The 21,052-nt window shown below is 34.2% G+C and carries 20 protein-coding genes; 9 read left to right on the top strand and 11 right to left on the bottom strand.

What is annotated here, in order from left to right; all coding sequences use genetic code 11:
• Positions 1 to 13 precede the first annotated feature (13 nt).
• On the bottom strand, positions 14 to 1,030 hold the full coding sequence (locus tag ABE048_RS00430) for a thiazole biosynthesis adenylyltransferase ThiF (RefSeq protein ID WP_430308507.1): 1,017 nt from the start codon (positions 1,028 to 1,030) through the stop codon (positions 14 to 16).
• 121 nt (positions 1,031 to 1,151) lie between these two features.
• On the opposite strand from ABE048_RS00430, the gene ABE048_RS00425 reads away from it, so the two are divergent.
• The 3 genes from ABE048_RS00425 to moaC are packed head-to-tail and all read left to right on the top strand — an operon-like array spanning position 1,152 to position 2,709.
• Entirely contained in the window at positions 1,152 to 1,646 is a 495-nt protein-coding gene (locus ABE048_RS00425) for a MogA/MoaB family molybdenum cofactor biosynthesis protein (protein ID WP_430308506.1), read from the top strand.
• Entirely contained in the window at positions 1,643 to 2,224 is a 582-nt protein-coding gene (gene mobA, locus ABE048_RS00420) for a molybdenum cofactor guanylyltransferase (protein WP_430308505.1), read from the top strand. Before ABE048_RS00425 ends, mobA begins: the two co-directional genes overlap by 4 nt.
• 2 nt (positions 2,225 to 2,226) lie before the next feature.
• Positions 2,227 to 2,709, top strand: coding sequence for a cyclic pyranopterin monophosphate synthase MoaC (gene moaC, locus ABE048_RS00415; protein ID WP_430308504.1), 483 nt, complete (start codon positions 2,227 to 2,229; stop codon positions 2,707 to 2,709).
• A gap of 177 nt (positions 2,710 to 2,886) precedes the next feature.
• Here moaC and moaA read toward each other — a convergent pair whose 3' ends face one another.
• Genes moaA through ABE048_RS00400 form a run of 3 tightly spaced genes read right to left on the bottom strand, consistent with a single transcriptional unit; the run spans position 2,887 to position 5,093 of the window.
• On the bottom strand, positions 2,887 to 3,909 hold the full coding sequence (gene moaA, locus ABE048_RS00410; protein ID WP_430308533.1) for a GTP 3',8-cyclase MoaA: 1,023 nt from the start codon (positions 3,907 to 3,909) through the stop codon (positions 2,887 to 2,889).
• A gap of 14 nt (positions 3,910 to 3,923) precedes the next feature.
• Entirely contained in the window at positions 3,924 to 4,733 is an 810-nt protein-coding gene (fdhD, locus tag ABE048_RS00405) for a formate dehydrogenase accessory sulfurtransferase FdhD (protein ID WP_430308503.1), read from the bottom strand.
• 12 nt (positions 4,734 to 4,745) lie between these two features.
• Positions 4,746 to 5,093, bottom strand: a complete 348-nt coding sequence (locus ABE048_RS00400; RefSeq protein WP_430308502.1) for a DUF2294 domain-containing protein — start codon at positions 5,091 to 5,093, stop codon at positions 4,746 to 4,748.
• A gap of 614 nt (positions 5,094 to 5,707) precedes the next feature.
• Between ABE048_RS00400 and fdhF the strand changes: the two genes are divergently transcribed.
• The 3 genes from fdhF to ABE048_RS00385 are packed head-to-tail and all read left to right on the top strand — an operon-like array spanning position 5,708 to position 10,188.
• The gene (gene fdhF / locus ABE048_RS00395) at positions 5,708 to 8,644 is read left to right on the top strand and encodes a formate dehydrogenase subunit alpha (protein ID WP_430308501.1); all 2,937 of its coding nucleotides are present in this window, start codon (positions 5,708 to 5,710) and stop codon (positions 8,642 to 8,644) included.
• Positions 8,645 to 8,648: 4 nt separating this feature from the next.
• On the top strand, positions 8,649 to 9,125 hold the full coding sequence (locus ABE048_RS00390; protein ID WP_430308500.1) for a DUF1641 domain-containing protein: 477 nt from the start codon (positions 8,649 to 8,651) through the stop codon (positions 9,123 to 9,125).
• Between the two features lie 16 nt (positions 9,126 to 9,141).
• Entirely contained in the window at positions 9,142 to 10,188 is a 1,047-nt protein-coding gene (locus ABE048_RS00385; RefSeq protein WP_430308499.1) for a P-loop NTPase, read from the top strand.
• A 73-nt stretch (positions 10,189 to 10,261) separates the two neighbouring features.
• Here the strand turns inward: ABE048_RS00385 and ABE048_RS00380 are convergent, their stop codons facing one another.
• From ABE048_RS00380 to ABE048_RS00370, 3 genes are all read right to left on the bottom strand, one after another.
• Positions 10,262 to 10,558, bottom strand: coding sequence for a hypothetical protein (locus ABE048_RS00380; RefSeq protein ID WP_430308498.1), 297 nt, complete (start codon positions 10,556 to 10,558; stop codon positions 10,262 to 10,264).
• Positions 10,559 to 10,624: 66 nt separating this feature from the next.
• Complete coding sequence (locus tag ABE048_RS00375; protein ID WP_430308532.1) at positions 10,625 to 10,708, bottom strand: topoisomerase C-terminal repeat-containing protein; 84 nt, start codon at positions 10,706 to 10,708, stop codon at positions 10,625 to 10,627.
• A gap of 54 nt (positions 10,709 to 10,762) precedes the next feature.
• Positions 10,763 to 11,491 carry an alpha/beta hydrolase gene (locus tag ABE048_RS00370; RefSeq protein WP_430308497.1) on the bottom strand — a complete coding sequence of 243 codons (729 nt, stop codon included), beginning with the start codon at positions 11,489 to 11,491 and terminating at the stop codon, positions 10,763 to 10,765.
• 351 nt (positions 11,492 to 11,842) lie between these two features.
• On the opposite strand from ABE048_RS00370, the gene ABE048_RS00365 reads away from it, so the two are divergent.
• From ABE048_RS00365 to ABE048_RS00355, 3 genes are all read left to right on the top strand, one after another.
• Positions 11,843 to 12,736 carry a DMT family transporter gene (locus ABE048_RS00365; protein WP_430308496.1) on the top strand — a complete coding sequence of 298 codons (894 nt, stop codon included), beginning with the start codon at positions 11,843 to 11,845 and terminating at the stop codon, positions 12,734 to 12,736.
• A 264-nt stretch (positions 12,737 to 13,000) separates the two neighbouring features.
• On the top strand, positions 13,001 to 13,618 hold the full coding sequence (locus ABE048_RS00360) for a TetR/AcrR family transcriptional regulator (RefSeq protein ID WP_430308495.1): 618 nt from the start codon (positions 13,001 to 13,003) through the stop codon (positions 13,616 to 13,618).
• A gap of 300 nt (positions 13,619 to 13,918) precedes the next feature.
• Complete coding sequence (locus ABE048_RS00355; RefSeq protein WP_430308494.1) at positions 13,919 to 15,523, top strand: MDR family MFS transporter; 1,605 nt, start codon at positions 13,919 to 13,921, stop codon at positions 15,521 to 15,523.
• A gap of 155 nt (positions 15,524 to 15,678) precedes the next feature.
• Here ABE048_RS00355 and ABE048_RS00350 read toward each other — a convergent pair whose 3' ends face one another.
• The 4 genes from ABE048_RS00350 to ABE048_RS00335 form a co-directional block, all read right to left on the bottom strand.
• The gene (locus ABE048_RS00350) at positions 15,679 to 16,257 is read right to left on the bottom strand and encodes a YitT family protein (protein WP_430308493.1); all 579 of its coding nucleotides are present in this window, start codon (positions 16,255 to 16,257) and stop codon (positions 15,679 to 15,681) included.
• 366 nt (positions 16,258 to 16,623) lie between these two features.
• Positions 16,624 to 18,162, bottom strand: a complete 1,539-nt coding sequence (locus ABE048_RS00345) for a serine hydrolase domain-containing protein (RefSeq protein WP_430308492.1) — start codon at positions 18,160 to 18,162, stop codon at positions 16,624 to 16,626.
• Between the two features lie 428 nt (positions 18,163 to 18,590).
• Positions 18,591 to 19,265: a response regulator gene (locus tag ABE048_RS00340; protein WP_430308491.1), complete on the bottom strand. Its 675-nt coding sequence runs from the start codon at positions 19,263 to 19,265 to the stop codon at positions 18,591 to 18,593.
• 5 nt (positions 19,266 to 19,270) lie between these two features.
• Positions 19,271 to 20,431 (bottom strand): sensor histidine kinase, encoded by a 1,161-nt coding sequence (locus ABE048_RS00335; protein ID WP_430308490.1) that lies wholly within the window; start codon positions 20,429 to 20,431, stop codon positions 19,271 to 19,273.
• Positions 20,432 to 21,052 lie beyond the last annotated feature (621 nt).

The following is a 21,052-nucleotide window of genomic DNA, read 5'->3' as shown; positions in this document are numbered from 1 at the left end:
ATTAAACTCTCCTTTAACCTAATAAACGATAATAAATAGTTTTAGCTTTTTGTATATCTTGTATACCATGAATAACAACACGTCCATCTTGGAAAATCACCAGTCGATAATCCGCTGCTTGGCAAGATAGTAAATAGGGGTTTTTTTGAATTTCACCATAGGGACGAAGCTGGACAGCGAGCTGATCAAAATTATAGTGAATGGGTTTAGGCGGACGAATTTGTATGGCATCGCGACCGCATAATACATCTAATTTTGTTTGGTTTACATATGATAAATGCGGATAGGTCGGGTTTTTGCCACAAGAAGGACAATCACTATTACGTATTTTTTCCACATTTATTTCATAGTGTTGATTTTGCCAAACATCAAATGTTAAGTAATTTTTACGTAAGGCATCTTCATCCCCTACTAAAAATTTTAATACCTCGGCTACTTGATAAGCTGCTACTATTTGAACAGTTGGACTAATAATACCTACTGTATCACAAGTCATCCCTGTATTGGGTATCGCTTCTAGCAGACAATGTAAACAAGGTGATTTGCCCGGTACAATCGTATATGTAGCTCCATAACTACCAACACAAGAACCATAAACCCATGGAATTTGATATTTTTGTGCAAGGTCATTCATCATAAAGCGAATGTCAAAATTATCCGTCGCATCTACCATGATATCAATATCTACAAGCAGTGATGTTAGTTGCTCTGTATTTGCGTCAAGAATATGAGCGCGGATTTCCACCTCTGAGTTAATACTTTGTAATCGTTTTTTAGCAGCGATAACTTTAGGTATTTTTTCTTGCGCATCTTGTTCGGTATATAGTTGCTGTCTTTGTAAATTACTCCACTCCACATAATCACGATCTATAATTGTCAACTTCCCTACTCCGGCTCTCACAAGAGCTTCTGCACTAGCACTTCCCAAAGCACCAACACCTATTATAAGGACATGTTTTTGTTGTAGTTGTTGCTGCCCAATTTCTCCAATTGGACTGAATAATTTTTGTCTAGAATATCTATCATTCATAAACTTTTCTGCCTTTCTTACAATGAATTTTAGTTTGACCTTTTGATTTATAGCATTATAATAAAATCATTGTTTTTCAGTTAAAACAAAATCAACTTTCATAAAAGGAGGCCATTTTACGATGCACCCCTCTCATAATCATCTTCCAATACGAGCTGCAATTTTAACAGTGAGTGACACACGCACGAAGTTGGATGATCGCGGTGGTCAGCGTATTCAATCGCTTCTTCAAGAAGCTTCATTTGAATTAGTGGACTACCAAATATCAAAAGATGAACCACTTGAAATTTCAAAACATGTAGAAAATTGGTGCGATGATTGTTCCATCAATACGATTATCATAACAGGTGGAACAGGTTTTACACCAAGAGACCAAACTTACGACACCATTCTTCCTCTTTTCGAAAAAGAAATGGTGGGATTTGGTGAATTATTTCGTTCAGTGAGCTATGAAGAAATCGGCCCTAAAGCCATGTTTAGTCGTGCCACAGCAGGGTGTCTTAATAAAACGGCCATCTATTTGTTACCAGGATCTGTTAATGCTGTAACTCTTGCCATGACAAAACTGATTCTTCCTACTGTACAACATTTTGTTGGTGAGTTGAATCGCGTATGAAAATTGCCGGTATTGTCTTAGCAGGAGGACAATCTTCTCGGTATGGTCAACCGAAAATGTTTGAATCGTTTGCTGGTCAGCCTTTATATAAGCACAGCCTCAATGCATTACAAAAAAATCAACTACAGCCTTTAATTATTGCTACTAATTCTAGCTTGCAACCGAAGTTTGAAAAAGAAAAGGTTCGATTTATGATTGAAAAACAACCTCATCAAGGGCCATTGTTTGCATTGCAAAATATTATGACTGATCTCCCCGATGTTGAATGGTTTTTTGTGATAGCTAGTGATATGCCTTTTATGAATGCAGATTTTGTCCAAACTATGCTAACATTTATCAATGATCGTTATGATGCTATTGTTCCTAAACAAGCTTCAAGATTACAACCACTCGCTGCTTTGTATCGACGCAGTGCTTTGCCAAAAGCAAATCAATTAGTCCAACAAAACAAGCGAAGTATGAAAGTCTTGATAGAGCAACTTCAAGTTTGTTATGTTCCATTTGAAGATGAAAGCTCGACATTTATAAATATCAATTATCAACAAGACTGGCCACAAAATAAGAATAAGGGAGTCTAATTATGAGTAATTTTACACACTGGAATGGTGAAGGTCGCCCCAAAATGGTCGACGTTTCAGAAAAAGAAATCACAAAACGTACAGCTATTGCTCGCAGTACAATCACTTTATCCGATGAAGTCTATCAAGCCATCCAACAAGGAGGCATTAAAAAAGGTGATCCTACCCAAGTGGCACAAATTGCCGGGATTATGGGTGCTAAAAAAACTTCCGATATTATTCCAATGTGTCATCCGATTATGCTACAAGGAACAGATTTCCAATTTGAATATACAAAAGCACAGGATGGCTATGAACTACACATCCAAGCTACGGTAAATTGTAGTGGTAAAACAGGCGTCGAAATGGAAGCATTAACTGCTGTGTCCATTGCTGCACTGACTTTTTATGATATGTGTAAAGCCGTCGATAAAAATATGGTGATTAAAGAAACATACCTTGTTCAAAAAACAGGCGGAAAAAGTGGCACCTTTGTGCATAAATAAATAGAAAAAATCCGGCATTATTTTGCCGGTTTTTTTACTATTTACTTACTTTTACTTATAGAATAATTCACCAATTAAGTTGGCAAGCGTTACCCAAAAGCAGTTGTAATTACTGTTTAAACTTCCCAATCTGCTCAGTTACGCGAATAAAAAACCTCTTTAGTCTCTCATTTTTGTCTATCCGCCGATATGCGACATTTCGATTTTCGATTTTTTTCTTTTTTCCAGGGTCTGTTCATTTCGTTCATCGGAATAGCGGTCATTTCGATTTTCCCAAACATTTGAAATGCATTTGATGATTGATGCATCATCTTCCCCAGTTCTTAACAATTCTCGTAAATCAGTTCCATCTGTTGCAAATAAACAAGTATATAGTTTTCCTTCTGCTGAAATTCGGGCACGCGAACAAGTTGAACAGAAAGAATCTGTTACAGATGATATTACGCCGATTTCGCCCTGTTCATCTTGATATTGATAACGTGAAGCTACTTCCCCTTTATAATTAGGTTCAACTGGGTTCAAAGGGAAAAATTGATGAACTTGTTCAATAATTTCTTTCTTCGATACAACGTCATCTAGTCGCCAACCATTGGTGTTACCTACATCCATAAATTCAACAAAACGAAGAATATGCTGTTTGTCTTTAAAAAATTCTGCCATCGAAACGATATCTTGTTCATTTTTTCCTTTTTTAACAACCATATTGATTTTCACTGGTAAACCTGCTTCTGCAGCTTTTTCAATACCTTCTAATACAGTTTTCACTTTTCCCCGATGACCATTCATCTCGAAAAAACGCTCTTCGTCTAGCGAATCTAAGCTAACAGATACTCGCGATAATCCTGCTTTTGCCAAATCATTTGCATATTTTTTCAACAAAGTACCATTGGTTGTTAAAGCAATATCCTCTACTCCAACTATCCGATGAATGCGTTCAATTAATTCTGGTAGATCCCGACGTAGTAAAGGTTCACCACCAGTAATGCGCACTTTTTTCACACCTAATGAGACGAAAATCTTTACTAATCTTTCAATCTCATCAAAACTCAATATTTTATCTGACGGTAAAAAAGCGTAATCTGGACCAAATACTTCTGCTGGCATACAGTATTGACAACGAAAATTACAGCGGTCTGTTACTGATATCCTTAAATCTCTTAACGGTCTGTGTAGTTGGTCTTGTAGAGTGTTAATTTTAATCTCCTTCTTTCATTCTAGTCGATTGGTTCATTTGTAGGTAATTGAATACGCTCTTTGTGTGTATAAATATTAAGTGTATTGTGACGAATAAAGCCTACCGTCGTAATACCAAGTTGCTCCGCCAATTGCAATGCCAACTCTGTTGGAGCTGATTTGGACAGAACAATTTCACAGCCGATTTTTGTCACTTTAAGTAAAATTTCAGATGAAATACGTCCACTAAATACGACAATTTTGTCTTGAATGCTGATGTTGTTTCGTAGGCAATATCCATAAATCTTGTCCAAAGCATTATGGCGTCCAATATCCATCCGACTTAATATAATACCATTCACATCACAGAGCGCAGCATTATGAACACCACCAGTTTTTTGGAATGTCACAGCAGAATCCTGCATATCGCGCATTAATCGAAAACAATCATCTGTTGTGATACGCACATGAACATCTTCCATTTTTTTGGCTACTAATGCATCATTAGCAAAAACAAACCCTTGGCGGCTCATGCCACAACAAGAAGTAATGTACCGTTTGTTTTGAATTTGTTGATAATAAGGGTTAACTTGCTTTGTTTTAATATGCACAAACCCCTCTTTTTCTTGAAACCAAATTTCTTCAATGTCTTCGAAACTGCGAATTATTCGCTCGGAAGCTAGATATCCAATCACCATATCTTCTACATACTCCGGTGTGCAAACCATCGTAACAAATTCTTGCTGATTAATCTTAACTGTGACAGCGTATTCTGTGACAACTATATCTTCTATTTCTTTGATTTGATTATTTTCAACACGTAGAATCTCTCGTGTTACTGCTCTTTTCATAAGGCATCCCCTTTATTTACTAATATTATCTTCAAAAACAAATACAGAAATAGCAACATCTTCTTCAATTTTGATATCTGAAAATAAATGGAGAAACTTAGTGCCCATCAATTCTTCCATGCCTTCAGGGGCTGCTTTAGTATACATCTCTTGAATCATACTTGTACGTGCAGCATGGACCATTTTTACCCCTTCTGGAGTACGCGCAATAAACTTTTCTGTCGGTGTTATATTACCATACAAAGTTGAAACAGCCATGTTATCAATGAAAACAGTATGAATACTCTCTGGTCCTTTTCCAAATAAATCTTTGCGTAGTTTTCGAATAATGTCGTTAAATTCATGCACTTTTTTTGACATTTTGACGATTCTCCCAACGTAATTAAACTTTTTTATGTCTTGTTATCGTTTGACCACCCTTACAGTTTGTTAATGATATAGCAACTTGAAAAAAAATTAAAGAGAAAATAATTATTGATAAAAATTTATTTTAATTATTGTCCATTTTGAATGAAGGGGCTATAATAAGGGATATTACAAATGGAATTGAGGTATTTTGATTATTATGTCATGGTTTTAAACGACTAAAGTTTAACTATTCGCATAGTGAATCTTAATATTTGAGTTCTATTGTTATATTAAATAAAAAAATAAAAGTAGATTGAGTTTTTAGCAAGGCCTGCTAGGAATTTTATCCACCATGAATAATCAGCATGAGAAATCATGCCGTTTCATGGTGGATTTTTTATTTTTTGAGCAATGTCAACAATATGACAACTCGTTAATGTACGTTTCTTAATCCCCTCTGATATAGAAACACGATAAATCGGGAATTGAAATTATAACAAGACAATATTAACAATTTATAACAAGACAAATTAATCATAGTAACCAACTAGATAAACTATTCCCGCTTTACCATAAGTATTAACCTGTTGTCATTTGAGTGACAAAGAGCAATAGGAGGAATAACCTTGACTAAAATTAAAATTAATGGCGTACCGTATGATGTAGCAGAAGGAGCTACAATCCTTGATACGATTAATCAAAATGACATCGCCCATCCACAAATCTGTCATGTACCATCTGTAGATCCTATAGAAACATGTGATACATGTATCGTTGAAGTTAATGGTAAATTGGTTCGTTCTTGTTCAACAAAAGCAGTAGACGGTATGGACGTCCTACTTACTTCTGAAAGAGCAAAAACTGCACAAACAGAAGCAATGGACCGTCTACTAGAAAATCACTTGCTATACTGTACAGTTTGCGATAATAACAACGGAAACTGTACATTGCACAACACAGCAGAATTAATGGAAATCGAACATCAAAAATATCCTTACGAACCAAAAGTTGCAGCAAACGAAGTGGACATGTCACATCCATTTTATCGTTATGATCCGAACCAATGTATCGCATGTGGACAATGTGTAGAAGTCTGTCAAAACCTACAAGTTAACGAAACATTATCACTAGATTGGGAAGCAGAAAGACCACGCGTAATTTGGGATGAAGGCGTTGATATTAACGATTCTTCATGTGTAAGTTGCGGACAATGTGTAACAGTTTGTCCTTGTAACGCATTAATGGAAAAATCAATGCTTGGAGAAGCTGGTTTTATGACTGGGCTTAAACAGGATATGTTAGAACCGATGATCGGTTTAATTAAAGACGTTGAACCAGGATATAGCGGTATCTTCGCGATTTCTGAAATCGAAGCCTCCATGCGTAGTAAACGTACTAAAAAAACAAAAACAGTTTGTACTTTCTGTGGTGTAGGTTGTTCGTTTGAAGTTTGGACAAAAGGTCGCAAAATCTTAAAAGTTCAACCTTCTGAAGGTCCTGTAAATGCCATTTCTACTTGTGTAAAAGGTAAATTCGGTTGGGACTTCGTCAACTCTGAAGAACGTATTACAAAACCTTTAATTCGTAAAAATGATGAATTTGTTGAATCATCTTGGGACGAAGCACTTGACTTGATTGCTACTAAACTTGGTGGTATTCAAAAAGAATATGGCTCAGGTTCTGTTGGTTTTATCTCTTCTTCCAAGATTACGAATGAAGAAAGCTACTTAATTCAAAAAATGGCACGTCAATTGTTCGAAACAAACGACATCGATAACTGTTCTCGTTATTGTCAATCTCCAGCTACAGACGGTTTATTACGTACAGTTGGTTTGGGTGGTGATGCAGGAACAATCAAAGATATAGCAAAAGCTGGTCTTGTCATTATTGTTGGTGCAAATCCTACAGAAGGTCACCCTGTTTTAGCTACTCGAGTAAAACGTGCTCATAAATTACATGGTCAAAAATTAATCGTCTCCGATGTACGTAAACATGAAATGGCTGAACGTTCTGATATCTTCATGCATCCAAAACAAGGTACAGACCAAGTATGGTTAATGGCCGTTACAAAATTCTTGATTGATCAAGGTTGGCATGATGAAGCCTTCATCAAAGAGAACGTGCATTTCTTCGATGATTACAAAGCTGTGCTTGAAAAATACACACTTGAATATGCAGAAGAAAAAACGGGTATTTCAAAAGAAACTCTGATTAACGTTGCTGAAATGATTCGTGATGCAGACGGTACTTGTATTCTTTGGGGTATGGGTGTTACACAAAATACAGGTGGTTCAGATACATCAGCTGCTATTTCAAATCTTCTTTTAGCTACTGGTAACTATCGTCGTCCAGGTGCAGGCGCCTACCCTCTTCGTGGTCATAACAACGTGCAAGGCGCTTGTGACATGGGTACACTTCCAAACCTATTACCAGGATACCAAAAAGTAACAAACGATATAGAACGTACAAAATTTGAAGAAGCATATGGTGTGAAAATCCAACTACAGCCAGGTCGTAATAATATGGAAATGTTAGAAGCGATTATGGAAGGTAAAATGAAAGCTATGTATTTAGTTGGAGAAGATATGGCGCTTGTAGACTGTAATGCAAACCATATAGATGAAGTTCTTTCACAATTAGATTTTTTTGTTGTACAAGATTGTTTCCTATCACGTACAGCACAATACGCAGATGTAATTTTACCTGCAGCACCTTCTCTAGAAAAAGAAGGTACATTCACAAATACAGAACGTCGTGTTCAACGTCTATATCAAGTCTTACCAACGCTCGGTGAATCAAAAGCAGATTGGGAAATTCTCCAAGCAGTAGCTCGTCGCTTAGGTGCAGATTGGAATTACAGCCACCCAAGTGAAATCTTTGCTGAAATGGCTAGTCTTTCTCCAATCTTTGCTCAAGCAAACTACGATGTTTTAGAAAATTGGGGTAGCTTCTGTTGGGGTAGCCTTGATGGTAAAGATACACCTTTACTATATGAAGATGGTTTTAACTTCCCTGACAAAAAAGCTCGTTTTGCTTTATATGATTGGGTAAAACCTGTTGAATTCGAAGCACAATATGACTGCCATATTAACAACGGTCGGGTGCTTGAACACTTCCACGAAGGAAACATGACAAATAAATCAAAAGGTATTCAATCGAAAGTACCTGAGGTTTTCGTTGAAGTATCACCAGAATTAGCAAAAGAACGCGGCATTGAAGATGGAGCACTTCTTCGTTTAGTTTCTCCATATGGCGCATTAAAATTAAATGCCCTAGTAACAGATCGCGTTCAAGGTAATGAACTATTTATACCAATGAACTCTGTTAGCAAAGATTCAGCAATCAACTTCTTAACAGGTCCGGCTGCAGACATTCGTACATCTACACCGGCTTATAAACAAACAAAAGTACGTGTTGAAGTGTTGAAACGAAAAGGAAAAAATCCACTTCCTAGAACTAACCCACGTTATAAAAAACGTCATCCACAAAATGGTGTTGAAGTACAACGTAAATGGAATCGCCCTGACTACGTTCACTTAACAACAAATAACGAAGGGGAGTGATAAAATGGCTAAACCAATTACAACTATAAATAAACAACAATTAACAGAAGAACAACTTAAAGAACAAAAGCTAGAGAATTTAAAACAACTACTTTCTGAGAATGAAGAAACTGTTAATCAAGTCTTTACTATCATGGCAGAATTAAATGATATCGGAGCACTTGAAGCAGCTACAAAACTAATTGAAGCAAAAGAAGAAGTAGCTCATATTGCACTTGGTCAAATGACTCGGAAGCCCGTTACGAATATAATCAACAACTTAATGGGAGTTGCTGGAGTATTATCTGAAATGAATCCAGAAACGACAACAAAACTTGTTGAGAGTTTAAATACTGGCTTAGATGAAGCAAACAAAGCGGTAGAGTCTGATGAAAAAGTTAGTGTCTTCAAATTGGTAAAACTGTTAAAAGATCCTGATATCAATCGCGCTCTAAACTTTGGCATTCATTTCTTAAAAGGGCTTGGCAAAGGCTTAGAATAGTAAGGAGATTTCTTATATGCTAACAAACGAGAACATTTTAAATGTACTAAAGAAAATTGATGACCCGGAACTTCATAAAAGCATCGTCGACTTGAATATGGTTCGCAATATTCAAGTTGACGGTACGCATATCTCACTTGACGTTATCTTAACCATTCAAGGTTGTCCACTAAAAGCAAAAATTCAACAAGATATTGAACAAGCTTTAAAAGAAATTGGCGCTTCAAGTGTCTCGATCAAATTTGGTTCAATGACAGATAACGAACGTCGCAGTTTAACAGCTTCTTTAAAATCACAAAGTGTGTCAGAAAAAGGTATGCCTAAGATGCTTCTACCCAATTCGGGTGTTAAATTTATTGCAGTAACCAGTGGTAAAGGCGGTGTCGGAAAGTCAACTGTTACGATTAATTTAGCGGTTGCCCTTGCCCGTCTAGGAAAAAAAGTAGGTATTTTAGATGCAGACATTTATGGATTTAGTATTCCTGCTATGATGAAGACTGATCAAAAACCAACAATGCTTGACCAAACAGCTATTCCTGTTGTGAGTGATGGTGTGAAAATCATGTCGATGGGCTTTTTTACAAATGATAACCAACCCGTCATGTGGCGTGGCCCAATGCTCAACAAATGGATTCGCAATTTCCTTGTCAACACAGTTTGGGGCGAATTAGATTATCTCCTACTAGATTTACCACCTGGTACAGGAGATGTTGCCATTGATGTGGCGGCAATGATTCCACAAGCTCAAGAAATAATTGTGACAACACCTCACAATGCCGCTTCTCATGTAGCTTCTCGTGCAGGTTTAATGGCTCAACATACCAAACATACCATTATTGGTGTTGTTGAAAATATGGCTTACTTTGAAAATTCAACTGGTGAAAAGAACTATCTATTCGGTCAAGGTGGTGCCGAAAAATTAGCAGATGAACTTCAAACAAATATCATTGCTCAAATTCCATTTGCTCAACCTGAGGAAAATACAGGTTCTTCTGTTTATGACGAAGACTCAATTATCGGTGAAGTATTTACCCATCTAGCAGAAGATATTATTTATCAATAACATACAAAAACCCTGACTCGTTCTTAAACAAGCCAGGGTTTTGTATGTTTAGTGTTTCACTAACACAACCCTACTATCTATTTAAATACCCTGCCTTTTTTAAAACCTGCATAAAATAAAAGCGATACGTATTGCTGACAAAAGTGTCTAAAGGCAAGCCAACATTCAATTGATACTTTGTAAAAATAAAATAAAATCTCTTATCCCATTTTAAACGTAATAACTCTCCCGCATCTTCACCATATTTCTCCGTAAATTCCGCGATTAAAGGTTCAATCATATCGTAACAATAGTCTTTTAAACTTGCTAGAGCCTCGATATCTTTCTCCTTTTGAAAACGCGTAATCCAATCTGCTAATTGCTCGTCCATTATTGAAATCCAACCTTCTATCTTTTGAGTTTCTTCCTATTTAATTATAACTCTTTTTAGGTTCTATTAAAATTCGAAAACTATTTCCCCCTTCTCCAACTTCAGTTTTGCAGAAAAACTTGATTCTTTTTTTGATTTAAACCCTTTTATTTTAAGCTATTACGATTCCCTTCAAACTTATGAATTATAGCAAGAGTCTTTAAATTATTTAATAAAAGACATTACTTCTTCAAAAATTGATTCTTTATCTCTTCCTAAAGTCATTAAATGTGTAGAGTTTGGAAAAGACTTTATTTGCTTCTCATTTGAAGTTACATTTTCATATATCAAACTTGCACTTTCTACATACAAAGAATCGTCCTTGTTTCCATAATAGATTGCCATTGGGGCTGTAATTTGCGAGACATTATCTATTGTCTGATGAATAAAATGCTGGAACGTTTCAAATGTATGTAGTGACATTTCCTGAAAAGGCAACAATTCTTTTGCAATCTCTTCAGATGTTTTCCCTTCTAACTGCTTAAATGCTTTTGAATAATCAATTAATCGTTGTTTTAATCGTTTAGGCGTCCGATCTTTTGGGACTGACATTACAATAAGTCGTTCAATTTGCACTTCCTGCGCTAATTTCAATGATAAGATACCACCTACAGATAATCCAATAAGATAAATCTTTTTATAACCTTTTTGTTGTAGAAAATAATATGCCTCTAGTGAATCTTTCCACCAATCATTGATATTAGTAGTTAGCAAGGCTTCTGGTTTTCCACCATGTCCCTTGTATAACGGTACATAACAAGTACAACCAATATGTTCGTTTAGGTATTCAGCTAATTTTTTCATATCTCGTGTATGACTAGTGTAAGAATGCAAGAGTAATATCGCCTTATCATTCCCATCTAGAAAAAGTTCTTTTGCTGGTCGAATAATCATCCCATCACCCCAATATTTGTATTATTATTTATCTTACATTTTTTTTATCATTAAATTTATAAAATAATAACCACCATAAACGGAGGAAATTGTAGCCCCTTTAAGTAATTTGAAAATTCTTACTAAAAACAAAAATTATTTAGTATAATTAATAATATTAGTATGCTATCAGAAATAGGAGGGTTATTATGCCATTATCAAATATTAATTTATACATTTGGAAGCCGTTTTCAACCTCACCGCCACCACCATTTACTCCAACTAATTATTCAGCTATAAACAAGCTTATATTAAAAACAGATTAAGAATCTGCGAAATATAAGCTGTTTCGCAGATTCGAAGGAGTAAACGATGAAATCTAAAATACAGTTTATATTATCAATGATCATTTTCGGTACAATTGGTTTAGTTAACCGACACATTGATCTTTCTTCGAGCGAAAGAGCTTTACTAAGTAGTTTTATAGGATGGTTATTTTTATTATTAATTTTCTTCATGTTGAAGAAGAAAATATCTTGGGATATTGTTAAACTTAATGCTTTATTGTTGTTACTTTCTAGTATTGCATTGGGGGGCAATTGGATTTTTCTTTATCAGTCATATGACCATACGACAATTGCAAATGCAACACTTGGATATTATTTTGCACCTGTATTTGTGATGTTGCTTTCTCCCTTTATACTTAAAGAAAAATTATCGATTCAAAAATGTATTTATGTTATTGTTGCAATCCTTGGTCTAATTTTGATTGTAGGAGAAGGGATAAGTGCATCTAAAATAAATGATATCATTGGACTTTCTTTTGGTTTAATTGCAGCTGCATTTTACGCTACATTATTGCTGATAAATAAATTTATTAAAAATATGGAAAAGTTAGAGTTGACAATTATTCAGCTTGGACTAACCGCACTACTTCTTGTGCCATATGTTTTCTTTACATCTGGCTTCGGCATTTTTGAAGTGCCTAGTTCTTCCATTCCCTTCATTTTCATTTTAGGGGTCATTAACACCGGTATTGGATTTTGGCTTTTCTTCTCGGGTATGGAAAATTTAAAGGGGCAAAGTATTGCAATGCTTAGTTATGTAGATCCATTTGTTGCGATACTAATTTCAGCAGTTATTCTACAAGAGCAAATGACATTTATTCAAATCCTTGGTGGAGTATTGCTTTTAGGCTCAACTTTCATTAGTGAAATAAATTCAATTAAATTTTCAAAACGATTCATAAAAACACCAGTCGATTAACACGAAAACAATGGGAAACATTCGTTTCCCATTGTTTTTTTATAGTTATTAAACTAAATCCCTCCCCTCTTGTTTAATAAGAAGAATGCATATTGATCATTGGATCTTCGTTTCGGAGAATATTTACCGAGTTTGAGAGCAAAATAATAAATAATCATGACAACGTGTCATATATTTTCATTGACATATGACATGTTGTCATTTATTATTATTATCTCATATTCAATTATGACAAAGTGTCATTTATGAGATGGGAGGAAAATAATGCCTAAACAAACCTTTTTTAATTTACCAGAAGATAAAAAAGAAACCTTAATAAATGCAGCTATGAAGGAATTTTCAAGAGTTCCATTATTCGAAGCATCAATTTCCAATATTATTAAGGACGCAGGAATACCTAGGGGTAGTTTTTATCAATACTTTGAGGATAAAGAGGATGTTTTCTTCTATTTATTAAATGAGAACTCCAAAAGGGATAATGAGAAGTTTACCTCGATTTTAAGAGAAAAGAATGGCGATTTATTTGATTCATTTATTGATTTTTTTCATTATATGTTAATTAAATTTCGGAGTATGGAAAATTGCAACTTTTTTAGGAATACCTTTTTGAATATGAATTATAAAGTTGAAAATACATTAACTCAAAATGTGAACGCGGATGAAAATCCATTATCAGAAATTATGGGTCTAATAAATACAGAAAAACTTAACATAACTGATAAAAAAGAATTATTCCATGTTCTGAAGATTTTCATGGCTGTGACATTCCAAAATCTTATTCATAATTTCGCAAAGGACCTACCCTTGAATGAAGCGATAAATAATTATACTTTAGAACTTTCATTCCTTAAAAAAGGTGTTTATAAAGACATGTATAAATAGGCATTTTAGAACTCCAAAAACGAGAAAATTCCTAATGGAAGATATAAAAAATTGGCGTCACATCTTTTTGCCCTATATATTCGCATTAGATGAACTGACAACGAAAATCACTATTATGGCTAAAGAAGTAAAATAATTGATTTCACAAGGATAATATATGAGAAAAAAGTTGATTATGAAAAATAAATATCAAATAACCTCTTTGATAAGGGATTTCTCACCTATTGAGTAGGTGAGAAAAAACTTTAACAACAAGGTGTATATGCAAAGTTTTGTAAGAGATTAAAGGAGTTGGTTTAAATGGATACTCAGAAAGCAGTAGCTTTTGAAGATGAGAGTACTAAACATCGGGGTCTATTGATCGTCGGTTTATTAGTTGCTATGCTTTTCGCTGCACTTGATAATACAATTGTTGGAACTGCTATGCCAAGAATTGTAGGGGAACTTGGAGGATTAGGTGTCATGACATGGCTTACAACAGCCTACATGCTAACATCCACTACCGTTGTACCTGTTACAGGTAAATTGGCAGATTTGATTGGGCGCAAATCCGTGTATGTTACGGGGATTATTATATTCTTGATTGGCTCTGCTCTTTGTGGAATGGCACAATCAATGACCCAATTAATCATTTTCCGTGGAATTCAAGGTTTAGGCGGAGGCGTAATGATGCCAATGGCAATGATTATTATTGGTGATATTTTTACGGGTGCCCAAAGAGCAAAATGGCAAGGTGTTTTCGGTGCTATTTTCGGTCTCTCATCCGTTATAGGTCCCCAGATTGGCGGGTGGATTGTAGATGCGGCCAACTGGAGATGGGTATTTTACATTAATATGCCAGTTGGTATTCTTGCAGCCATTTTAATTAGTTTAGGGCTTAAAAATAAAAAACTAGAAGGACCAATTAAAATAGACTTCGCTGGAATCTTTACGATGATTGTTGGCGTTGTTAGTTTACTTCTTGCTTTGACATTTGGAGGTAAGGATTATCCATGGGGCTCATGGCAGATTGTCTCTCTTTTTGTAATATCTGCTGTGTTTCTCATTAGTTTTGTTATCATTGAATCTAAAACAAGCGATGCGATTTTACCTATGCATTTATTTAAAAATAAGACTTTTTCCATTTTAAACGGTATTGGATTCCTTATGTCTGTGGGAATGTTTGGTGCCATTATGTTTGTTCCTCTATTTATGCAAGGGATAATAGGAATGAGTCCATCACAATCTGGAACGACGATGATTCCAATGATGGTATCCATGATGGTTGCAAGTATTTTTGGAGGTCAGTTAGTTAGAAAGATTGGCGTTAAAACGCAAATTATCATTGGTATGATTATCATGGGAGTAGGTTTTTGGTTATTATCGACAATGCAGATTGACACTACAAAATTAGTGGCAATGAGCTTTATGGCAACACTTGGCTTAGGTATGGGATTAGTAATGCCAATTCTAACCCTTGCCTTACAAGAAAGTTTTCCAAAGTCAGAATTAGGTGTTGTTACATCATCCAGTCAATTTTTCCGTCAAATCGGTGGAACATTTGGAATGACAATTTTGGGAGCTGTTATGAATTACCGTTCAACAAATTTACTCACAGACCAATTAGTTCCTACGCTAGAGAAGCTTCCACCAGAAGCAGGTCCGTTAGTACAACAATTTGAAGGTATGATTAAAGAGTCGCCTCAAGGGGTCTATAATATGTTGCTAAGTCCAGAAACATTAGAAAAAATTCCTACTTCGATTCAAAATATGATGGTTCCTATTCTAAAATCTACATTAGTTGATGCATTGCATAGCGTATTTCTTATTGGCTTAATATTTGTAATATTGGGTGCCATTTTATCATTCTTTATGAAGAAAATTAAGCTGTCTGATCCTAAAAAAGAAGCAAAAGGTGACAATTAAATTCCGATAAATCTACTGACAATAAATAATTAGAAGAACATTCCCCAACGATACGTAAAAAAGCATGGCATTCGCCATGCTTTTTTCTTACTATGTCAGTTCTCGATTTTTTTGTCTTTCAACACAAATTGTTGTATGTTTGCTCGATCCTTCGATTAGGTATGAACAATTTTCCTTGTAATGAGACTAGTTGTTATCCCAACTACTAATAAAGTAATAATTGATAGTAAGAGCGTATGTGCTGATATTAAAACTCCCCCTAATAAAATAACAATGATATCAATCATGAAAATAACAATTCCAACGTTTACACCTGTTTTAACACTTACGAATTGAGCAACTAGATCAGTCCCTCCAGTACTTGTACGGTATCGTAACATTAATCCAATGCCAATACCAACAAAGATTCCTCCTAAAATCGAACTAAAAACTGCACTAATATCAATTAAGGAGCGGAAGGGTTTTAATAAATCAATGGTAAAAGAGGATAAAAGTAAACCATGCAAACTATTGTAAAAATAAGTTCTATATCTAAACCAAGCAACAATAAAAATCGGCATACTCAAAATAATAATCATTAGGCCAACTTTCAAATTGTATAAATAGTTTAAAATTAATGCTAATCCTACAATTCCCCCATCTAGTATTTTATAAGGTGTTAAAAATAAGTTTATTCCAAGTGATAAAAAAACACTTCCAATAATTATAATTGAGGCTTTCTTTAGGAAATACATATAAACCCCCTCTAAGGACAACACATATTCCATGTTATGAAATAATAGAACAGAACATGTTTTAATTGAAATACAAAGTTGAATTGTTAATGTTTTATTTTTTACATTAATGAGTCAATTTCATAAATGCTTTTCTAGTTAAAAAATGCGAATAGTTTCTAAATAAACTACTCAATAATTCGGATATTTTTTCATTTCCAGTATTAACATAGTATGCCGCTCCAGATGGCGCTTTCGTGCTAAGCGATCGTTGAGCCTCCTCGGAAGCCTCCTCTGTTAGTGCAATAATTTCAACAGAAAAAGCGTTAATCCTTTGGATCAACGCCCTCCTTATTATGGTTACAAGAAAATTCAACTTGTTAATTCTCAATTAATGAATTTATCATATGACTTATGGTTAATTTCATTGAATTCAATTACTCTCCTATTTTCTTTTGAGCTTTTATCTGCGTTTAGCTTAATACGTATTAGTTTACCAATCTTAATTACGCCCAGAATAATTAGGGATATTGAAATGATAAATAAAGCATGCCCAATGCCTGGAACAAATAATGTTACCGTTGATAATGGTGCAACTATAGTAAAATCATACAATATTAATAATGGTAGTAAGAAGTTAAAAACAAGCAAAGACACTACATTAACTATTACCCTGAAATGCTTTACTTTACGTTTTTGCTGTTTGAACATTTTATAAATTGAAAAAGTTATAAATACCATTGCCACAACAATAATTAAATCAAATATGATATAAATCAAAAAAGGATTCTCTTCGCTTTTCAGAGGTTCATTATGTTTAACAAAATTGTATAGATTCGTCACCATCTGATCATATCGATTACTATTTAAATAATCGAATGAATTGATTAGTAATGTAATTCCATACTCATTATCTAAAAGAACCCTTGTATATGTATTTTCCGTCCAACCATTATGCGATATCACATCATTATTTACTTCCCATCCCATCGCATAATAAGTATGATTATCAATAAAAGATGATGGTTGATGCATTTCAGCCATACTTTGTTTTGTCAAAACTCTTTCACCTTTAAATTGACCATTATTTAATATAGCAATCATATAATTTGCCATATCTTCAGCACTTGAAATGAGATAACCATGAGGAACGTTTGCTTCATGATTTAATTGTTCTGTTGGTAGTTTAAATCCAAACATCGTTCTATAGCCAGTTGCTATCGTATTGTTTTTATCTTCTTTTGGATCTGTATAACTATTTACCATTTGAAGCGGTTTATAAATATTTCTTCTTATATATTCATCATAGGGAGTCTTTGTGACTTCTTCAATGACTAAACCTAAAATAGCGTAATTCAGATTGGAATATTGGTATGATTCACCGACTTTTTTTTCTAGGCGTAGTCCTTTTAAACTCTCTACAAGTTTTTTTAACGATTGATCACCTTCAGATATAGCACGTTGCCCATCATATTCAGATATTCCACTGGTATGATTTAATAAATGCCGGATGGTAATTTCTTTTGATGCTTCCTCATCTGATACTCTAAACCAAGGTATATATTGTTGAACCGGATTATCCAATTGAATCATTCCTTGGTCTACTAATTGCATGATGGCTAGTGCAGTAAAAGATTTACTTACAGATCCAAGGACAACTGGCGTCTGTGGTGTCATTTTATTTCCATTAGGTTCTGAAATTCCATAACCTTTGATATATTGTACTTTATCACCTTTTACTATCGCTATAGAAGCACCGGGGATTTTTTGTCTCTTAAGTTCATTGTTCATGTATTCATCAATTTTAGAAACGTCTAAATCATTATGATTTTCAGCTGCCAAAGCCTTCTCATTTAATGATGTAATAATAAACATAAGAAGGATTAGTATTAATTTTCCGATTTTTGTTACTGTTAAACTTTTCATGGTGTCCCCCAATTCTATAAAATGAACTTTATTCTAACTTAGTGTATCTTTATTCACGTCTTTTCCATCTTCATTAAAATAAACAGTTTGCAAGTTGTACTGGATTTGAGCATGCACTTTTTTACCTCCTTTTTAAATTTCATTTCATACTTTTACTATACAAATAAAAAGTAATATAATGTAGTGCCGGTAAGTCATTAAAAAGTAATAACTATTTTAAAAAAACGACAACTTATGACCATTGGCTAATTACTTCTTTAAAAAAGTGGCTATTGAAAAGTAATTGATGCTCTCTAAAGACGATCCACGGTCAGACTGTAAATGATGGAATTGCCCATGGTAAACAAATTCAAGATAACGTTCCAGTTCATCACAATTAAAAAAGAATGTAGACAAAGTCGATTTAACTTTGTCTACATTCTTTTACTTCAATGTTTCTTATCTTCTACTAGACTCTCTTCCATTGCTTTAATTATAGCAGCAGACCTGTTTTTTACATTTAACTTCGAATAAATGTTGGAAATATAATTTTTCACAGTTCCAATTGAAAGATACATCTTTTCTGAAATGTCTTTATTGGACAATCCTTGAGTTATACATTTTAAAACTTTTAATTCTTGATTATTTAAATCATATGGATGATTCATAGAGTTATAGTCAAATTGTTCCGTGTGTTCGTTATTATTGGATTGTATCTGACCAAACACCTCTTTTGCTAATTGTTGAGGAATGAGGGAACCTCCGTGAAACACCATTTTAATTCCCTGAACTAAAAATTCAGGATCAACAGCTTTTAATATATAACCTTCCGCACCAGCATTTAAGGCATTCAAAACGTGTGTAACATCTTGAAAAGTAGTAAGGATGATAACTTTTATATTGGGCCAACGTTTTTTAATTTCATCTGTTGCCTGTACACCATCCATCACCGGCATTTGAATATCCATTAAAACAATATCAAGGTTTTCCTTTTCGCATAAAGCAATTGCCTGTTCTCCATTTTCCGCAGTTCCAACTATCTCGATGTCAGAAATACTTTCAATCACAATTTTTAAGCTTTTTCTTAAAATCTCTTGATCTTCAACTATTGCCGCTTTAATCATTATAATTAAACATCCTTTGCCATAGGTATGTTACACGTTATCCTCATACCGTTATTCAATTTAGAATAAAAGTTAACTGTACCCGCTAATGCCGATATTCGATCTTTCATTGAGCGTAAGCCAAACCCTAAAATTAAATCATTACAACCATTTCCATTATCTTCAATAAGAACAATCAATTCTTCTTGGTTAAATGAAATATTTATTTTAATTAAAGTTGCCTGACCATGTTTTTTCGCATTTGTAAGTCCTTCTTGTATACAACGAATAATGGCAAACTTTATTCTTTCACCGACTTCGGTCACATCCCCTTCGACATTCAGTTTTATATCTGTTGATGTATGTTTGGTAAAATCAGCAATCAATTCTTTCATCGATTCAACAAGCGTTTGATGATTCGTTGGCGACATATGGTGAATTGTTTTTCTCACATCATTCAATCCATTTCGCGCTAAATCTGAAATCTCTTTTATACTTTTTTCTGCTTCTTTTTTATCTGCCTGATATAGAAAAGGAAGGGCATCTAAACTTGTTATGACCGATGTGAAAATATGGCCAACTGTATCATGCAAATCTTGTGAAACTCTATTTCGTTCTTCCTTAATCGTCAGTTCCTCAATCTTTTTTGAGTAATATTCCAGATCTTTGTTTTTCTCCTCAATAGAGGAAATTAACTCTTTATTAGCGTTATTGACAATCGTCATTCTCCCTAAACAAAAGCCAATACCATAAAAAATAGTTGTGTCAATAAAGAGTGCAAAGAAATCATAATTAGTAAAGAGAATACTGGCCCATGTACCAGCTAATAAAAAAGGTCCTAACCAAATTAATGGCTTAACTTGACAAGCATAAGCAACAGTCATGATAGGTAAGAGTAGAAAACTGTAAGTCACTGATATTTCATACTGACTCGATAAGTAAATAAACAATGAACCCGTTAACAGCACCTCGGCGATTAAATAATATTGGAATTTAATACGCCCGGGCCGATAAAATTGATAAGGGATTATGTATGAACAACTAGCCCATAATAGTAACATCCACTTTACTGAACCAATCGAACCAACCAATATCGCGTAGCCATTATAAGTAAACCATACCGTACGCATGAGAAATAGAAAATAGTCCAACCAATGCCATTTCCTCTGATCCATTACTGCTCTCATACTTTTATCCCCCCATCCTCACTGTCTATATCATCGTTCCTAAAACTTCTCATTTTCAAATCAAGACGGGAGAAAATAAAATGAACTGCACTGCAGTTTGTGACGGAAACAACCCATTCATTTCATTTTTTGCATTTACAAGGTTATATCTAAACTCTAAGCTACTATCCTCTTTTAAATTTCGATTAGTATCCCTTGTATAATTTCTCCATCACTATATGATTTAGAAATGATATTTCCTTCTTATCTATAATCAAATAAAGTCTGTATAGAAACTTCTTCATTCTCTGTATTTTCAATTAAAATAAATTTACGACCGTTATATTTTATCATATTAAGCTACTACCCTTTTACATTTTTATCAATCTTTATCATAAACAATCAATCTTTTTTACAAAGCTACAGCTACTTGATATGACTAAGAAGTAATGAAGTAATAACTCAATAGGAGATTCTATAGTGGTTGATTCCAACGTTCACTATAATGAACCTACTAACGATAAGATGATGATATATCGAGTATATCATCAAATACTAAACCAACATTATAATGAGCGGATCCAAATCTGAGTAGTAGCGATTAGAACATTATCATTATCTATGAAGCGGAAGATGGCGACT

The sequence above is a fragment of the Rummeliibacillus pycnus genome (genome assembly GCF_050459865.1).
In the GTDB taxonomy this organism is placed as follows: domain Bacteria; phylum Bacillota; class Bacilli; order Bacillales_A; family Planococcaceae; genus Rummeliibacillus; species Rummeliibacillus pycnus_B.
This window is presented reverse-complemented; position numbering and strand designations above follow the sequence as displayed.

Excerpts from the sequence above, each read along its gene's own strand:
- ABE048_RS00390 (WP_430308500.1), top strand. The coding sequence starts at position 8,649 with ATGGCTAAACCAATTACAACTATAAATAAACAACAATTAACAGAAGAA.
- moaC (WP_430308504.1), top strand. The coding sequence starts at position 2,227 with ATGAGTAATTTTACACACTGGAATGGTGAAGGTCGCCCCAAAATGGTC.
- ABE048_RS00360 (WP_430308495.1), top strand. The coding sequence starts at position 13,001 with ATGCCTAAACAAACCTTTTTTAATTTACCAGAAGATAAAAAAGAAACC.
- ABE048_RS00335 (WP_430308490.1), bottom strand. The coding sequence starts at position 20,431 with ATGAGAGCAGTAATGGATCAGAGGAAATGGCATTGGTTGGACTATTTT.
- ABE048_RS00350 (WP_430308493.1), bottom strand. The coding sequence starts at position 16,257 with ATGTATTTCCTAAAGAAAGCCTCAATTATAATTATTGGAAGTGTTTTT.
- ABE048_RS00340 (WP_430308491.1), bottom strand. The coding sequence starts at position 19,265 with ATGATTAAAGCGGCAATAGTTGAAGATCAAGAGATTTTAAGAAAAAGC.
- ABE048_RS00400 (WP_430308502.1), bottom strand. The coding sequence starts at position 5,093 with ATGTCAAAAAAAGTGCATGAATTTAACGACATTATTCGAAAACTACGC.
- mobA (WP_430308505.1), top strand. The coding sequence starts at position 1,643 with ATGAAAATTGCCGGTATTGTCTTAGCAGGAGGACAATCTTCTCGGTAT.
- ABE048_RS00365 (WP_430308496.1), top strand. The coding sequence starts at position 11,843 with ATGAAATCTAAAATACAGTTTATATTATCAATGATCATTTTCGGTACA.
- ABE048_RS00370 (WP_430308497.1), bottom strand. The coding sequence starts at position 11,491 with ATGATTATTCGACCAGCAAAAGAACTTTTTCTAGATGGGAATGATAAG.
- ABE048_RS00425 (WP_430308506.1), top strand. The coding sequence starts at position 1,152 with ATGCACCCCTCTCATAATCATCTTCCAATACGAGCTGCAATTTTAACA.
- fdhD (WP_430308503.1), bottom strand. The coding sequence starts at position 4,733 with ATGAAAAGAGCAGTAACACGAGAGATTCTACGTGTTGAAAATAATCAA.
- ABE048_RS00355 (WP_430308494.1), top strand. The coding sequence starts at position 13,919 with ATGGATACTCAGAAAGCAGTAGCTTTTGAAGATGAGAGTACTAAACAT.
- ABE048_RS00385 (WP_430308499.1), top strand. The coding sequence starts at position 9,142 with ATGCTAACAAACGAGAACATTTTAAATGTACTAAAGAAAATTGATGAC.
- ABE048_RS00345 (WP_430308492.1), bottom strand. The coding sequence starts at position 18,162 with ATGAAAAGTTTAACAGTAACAAAAATCGGAAAATTAATACTAATCCTT.
- ABE048_RS00430 (WP_430308507.1), bottom strand. The coding sequence starts at position 1,030 with ATGAATGATAGATATTCTAGACAAAAATTATTCAGTCCAATTGGAGAA.
- ABE048_RS00380 (WP_430308498.1), bottom strand. The coding sequence starts at position 10,558 with ATGGACGAGCAATTAGCAGATTGGATTACGCGTTTTCAAAAGGAGAAA.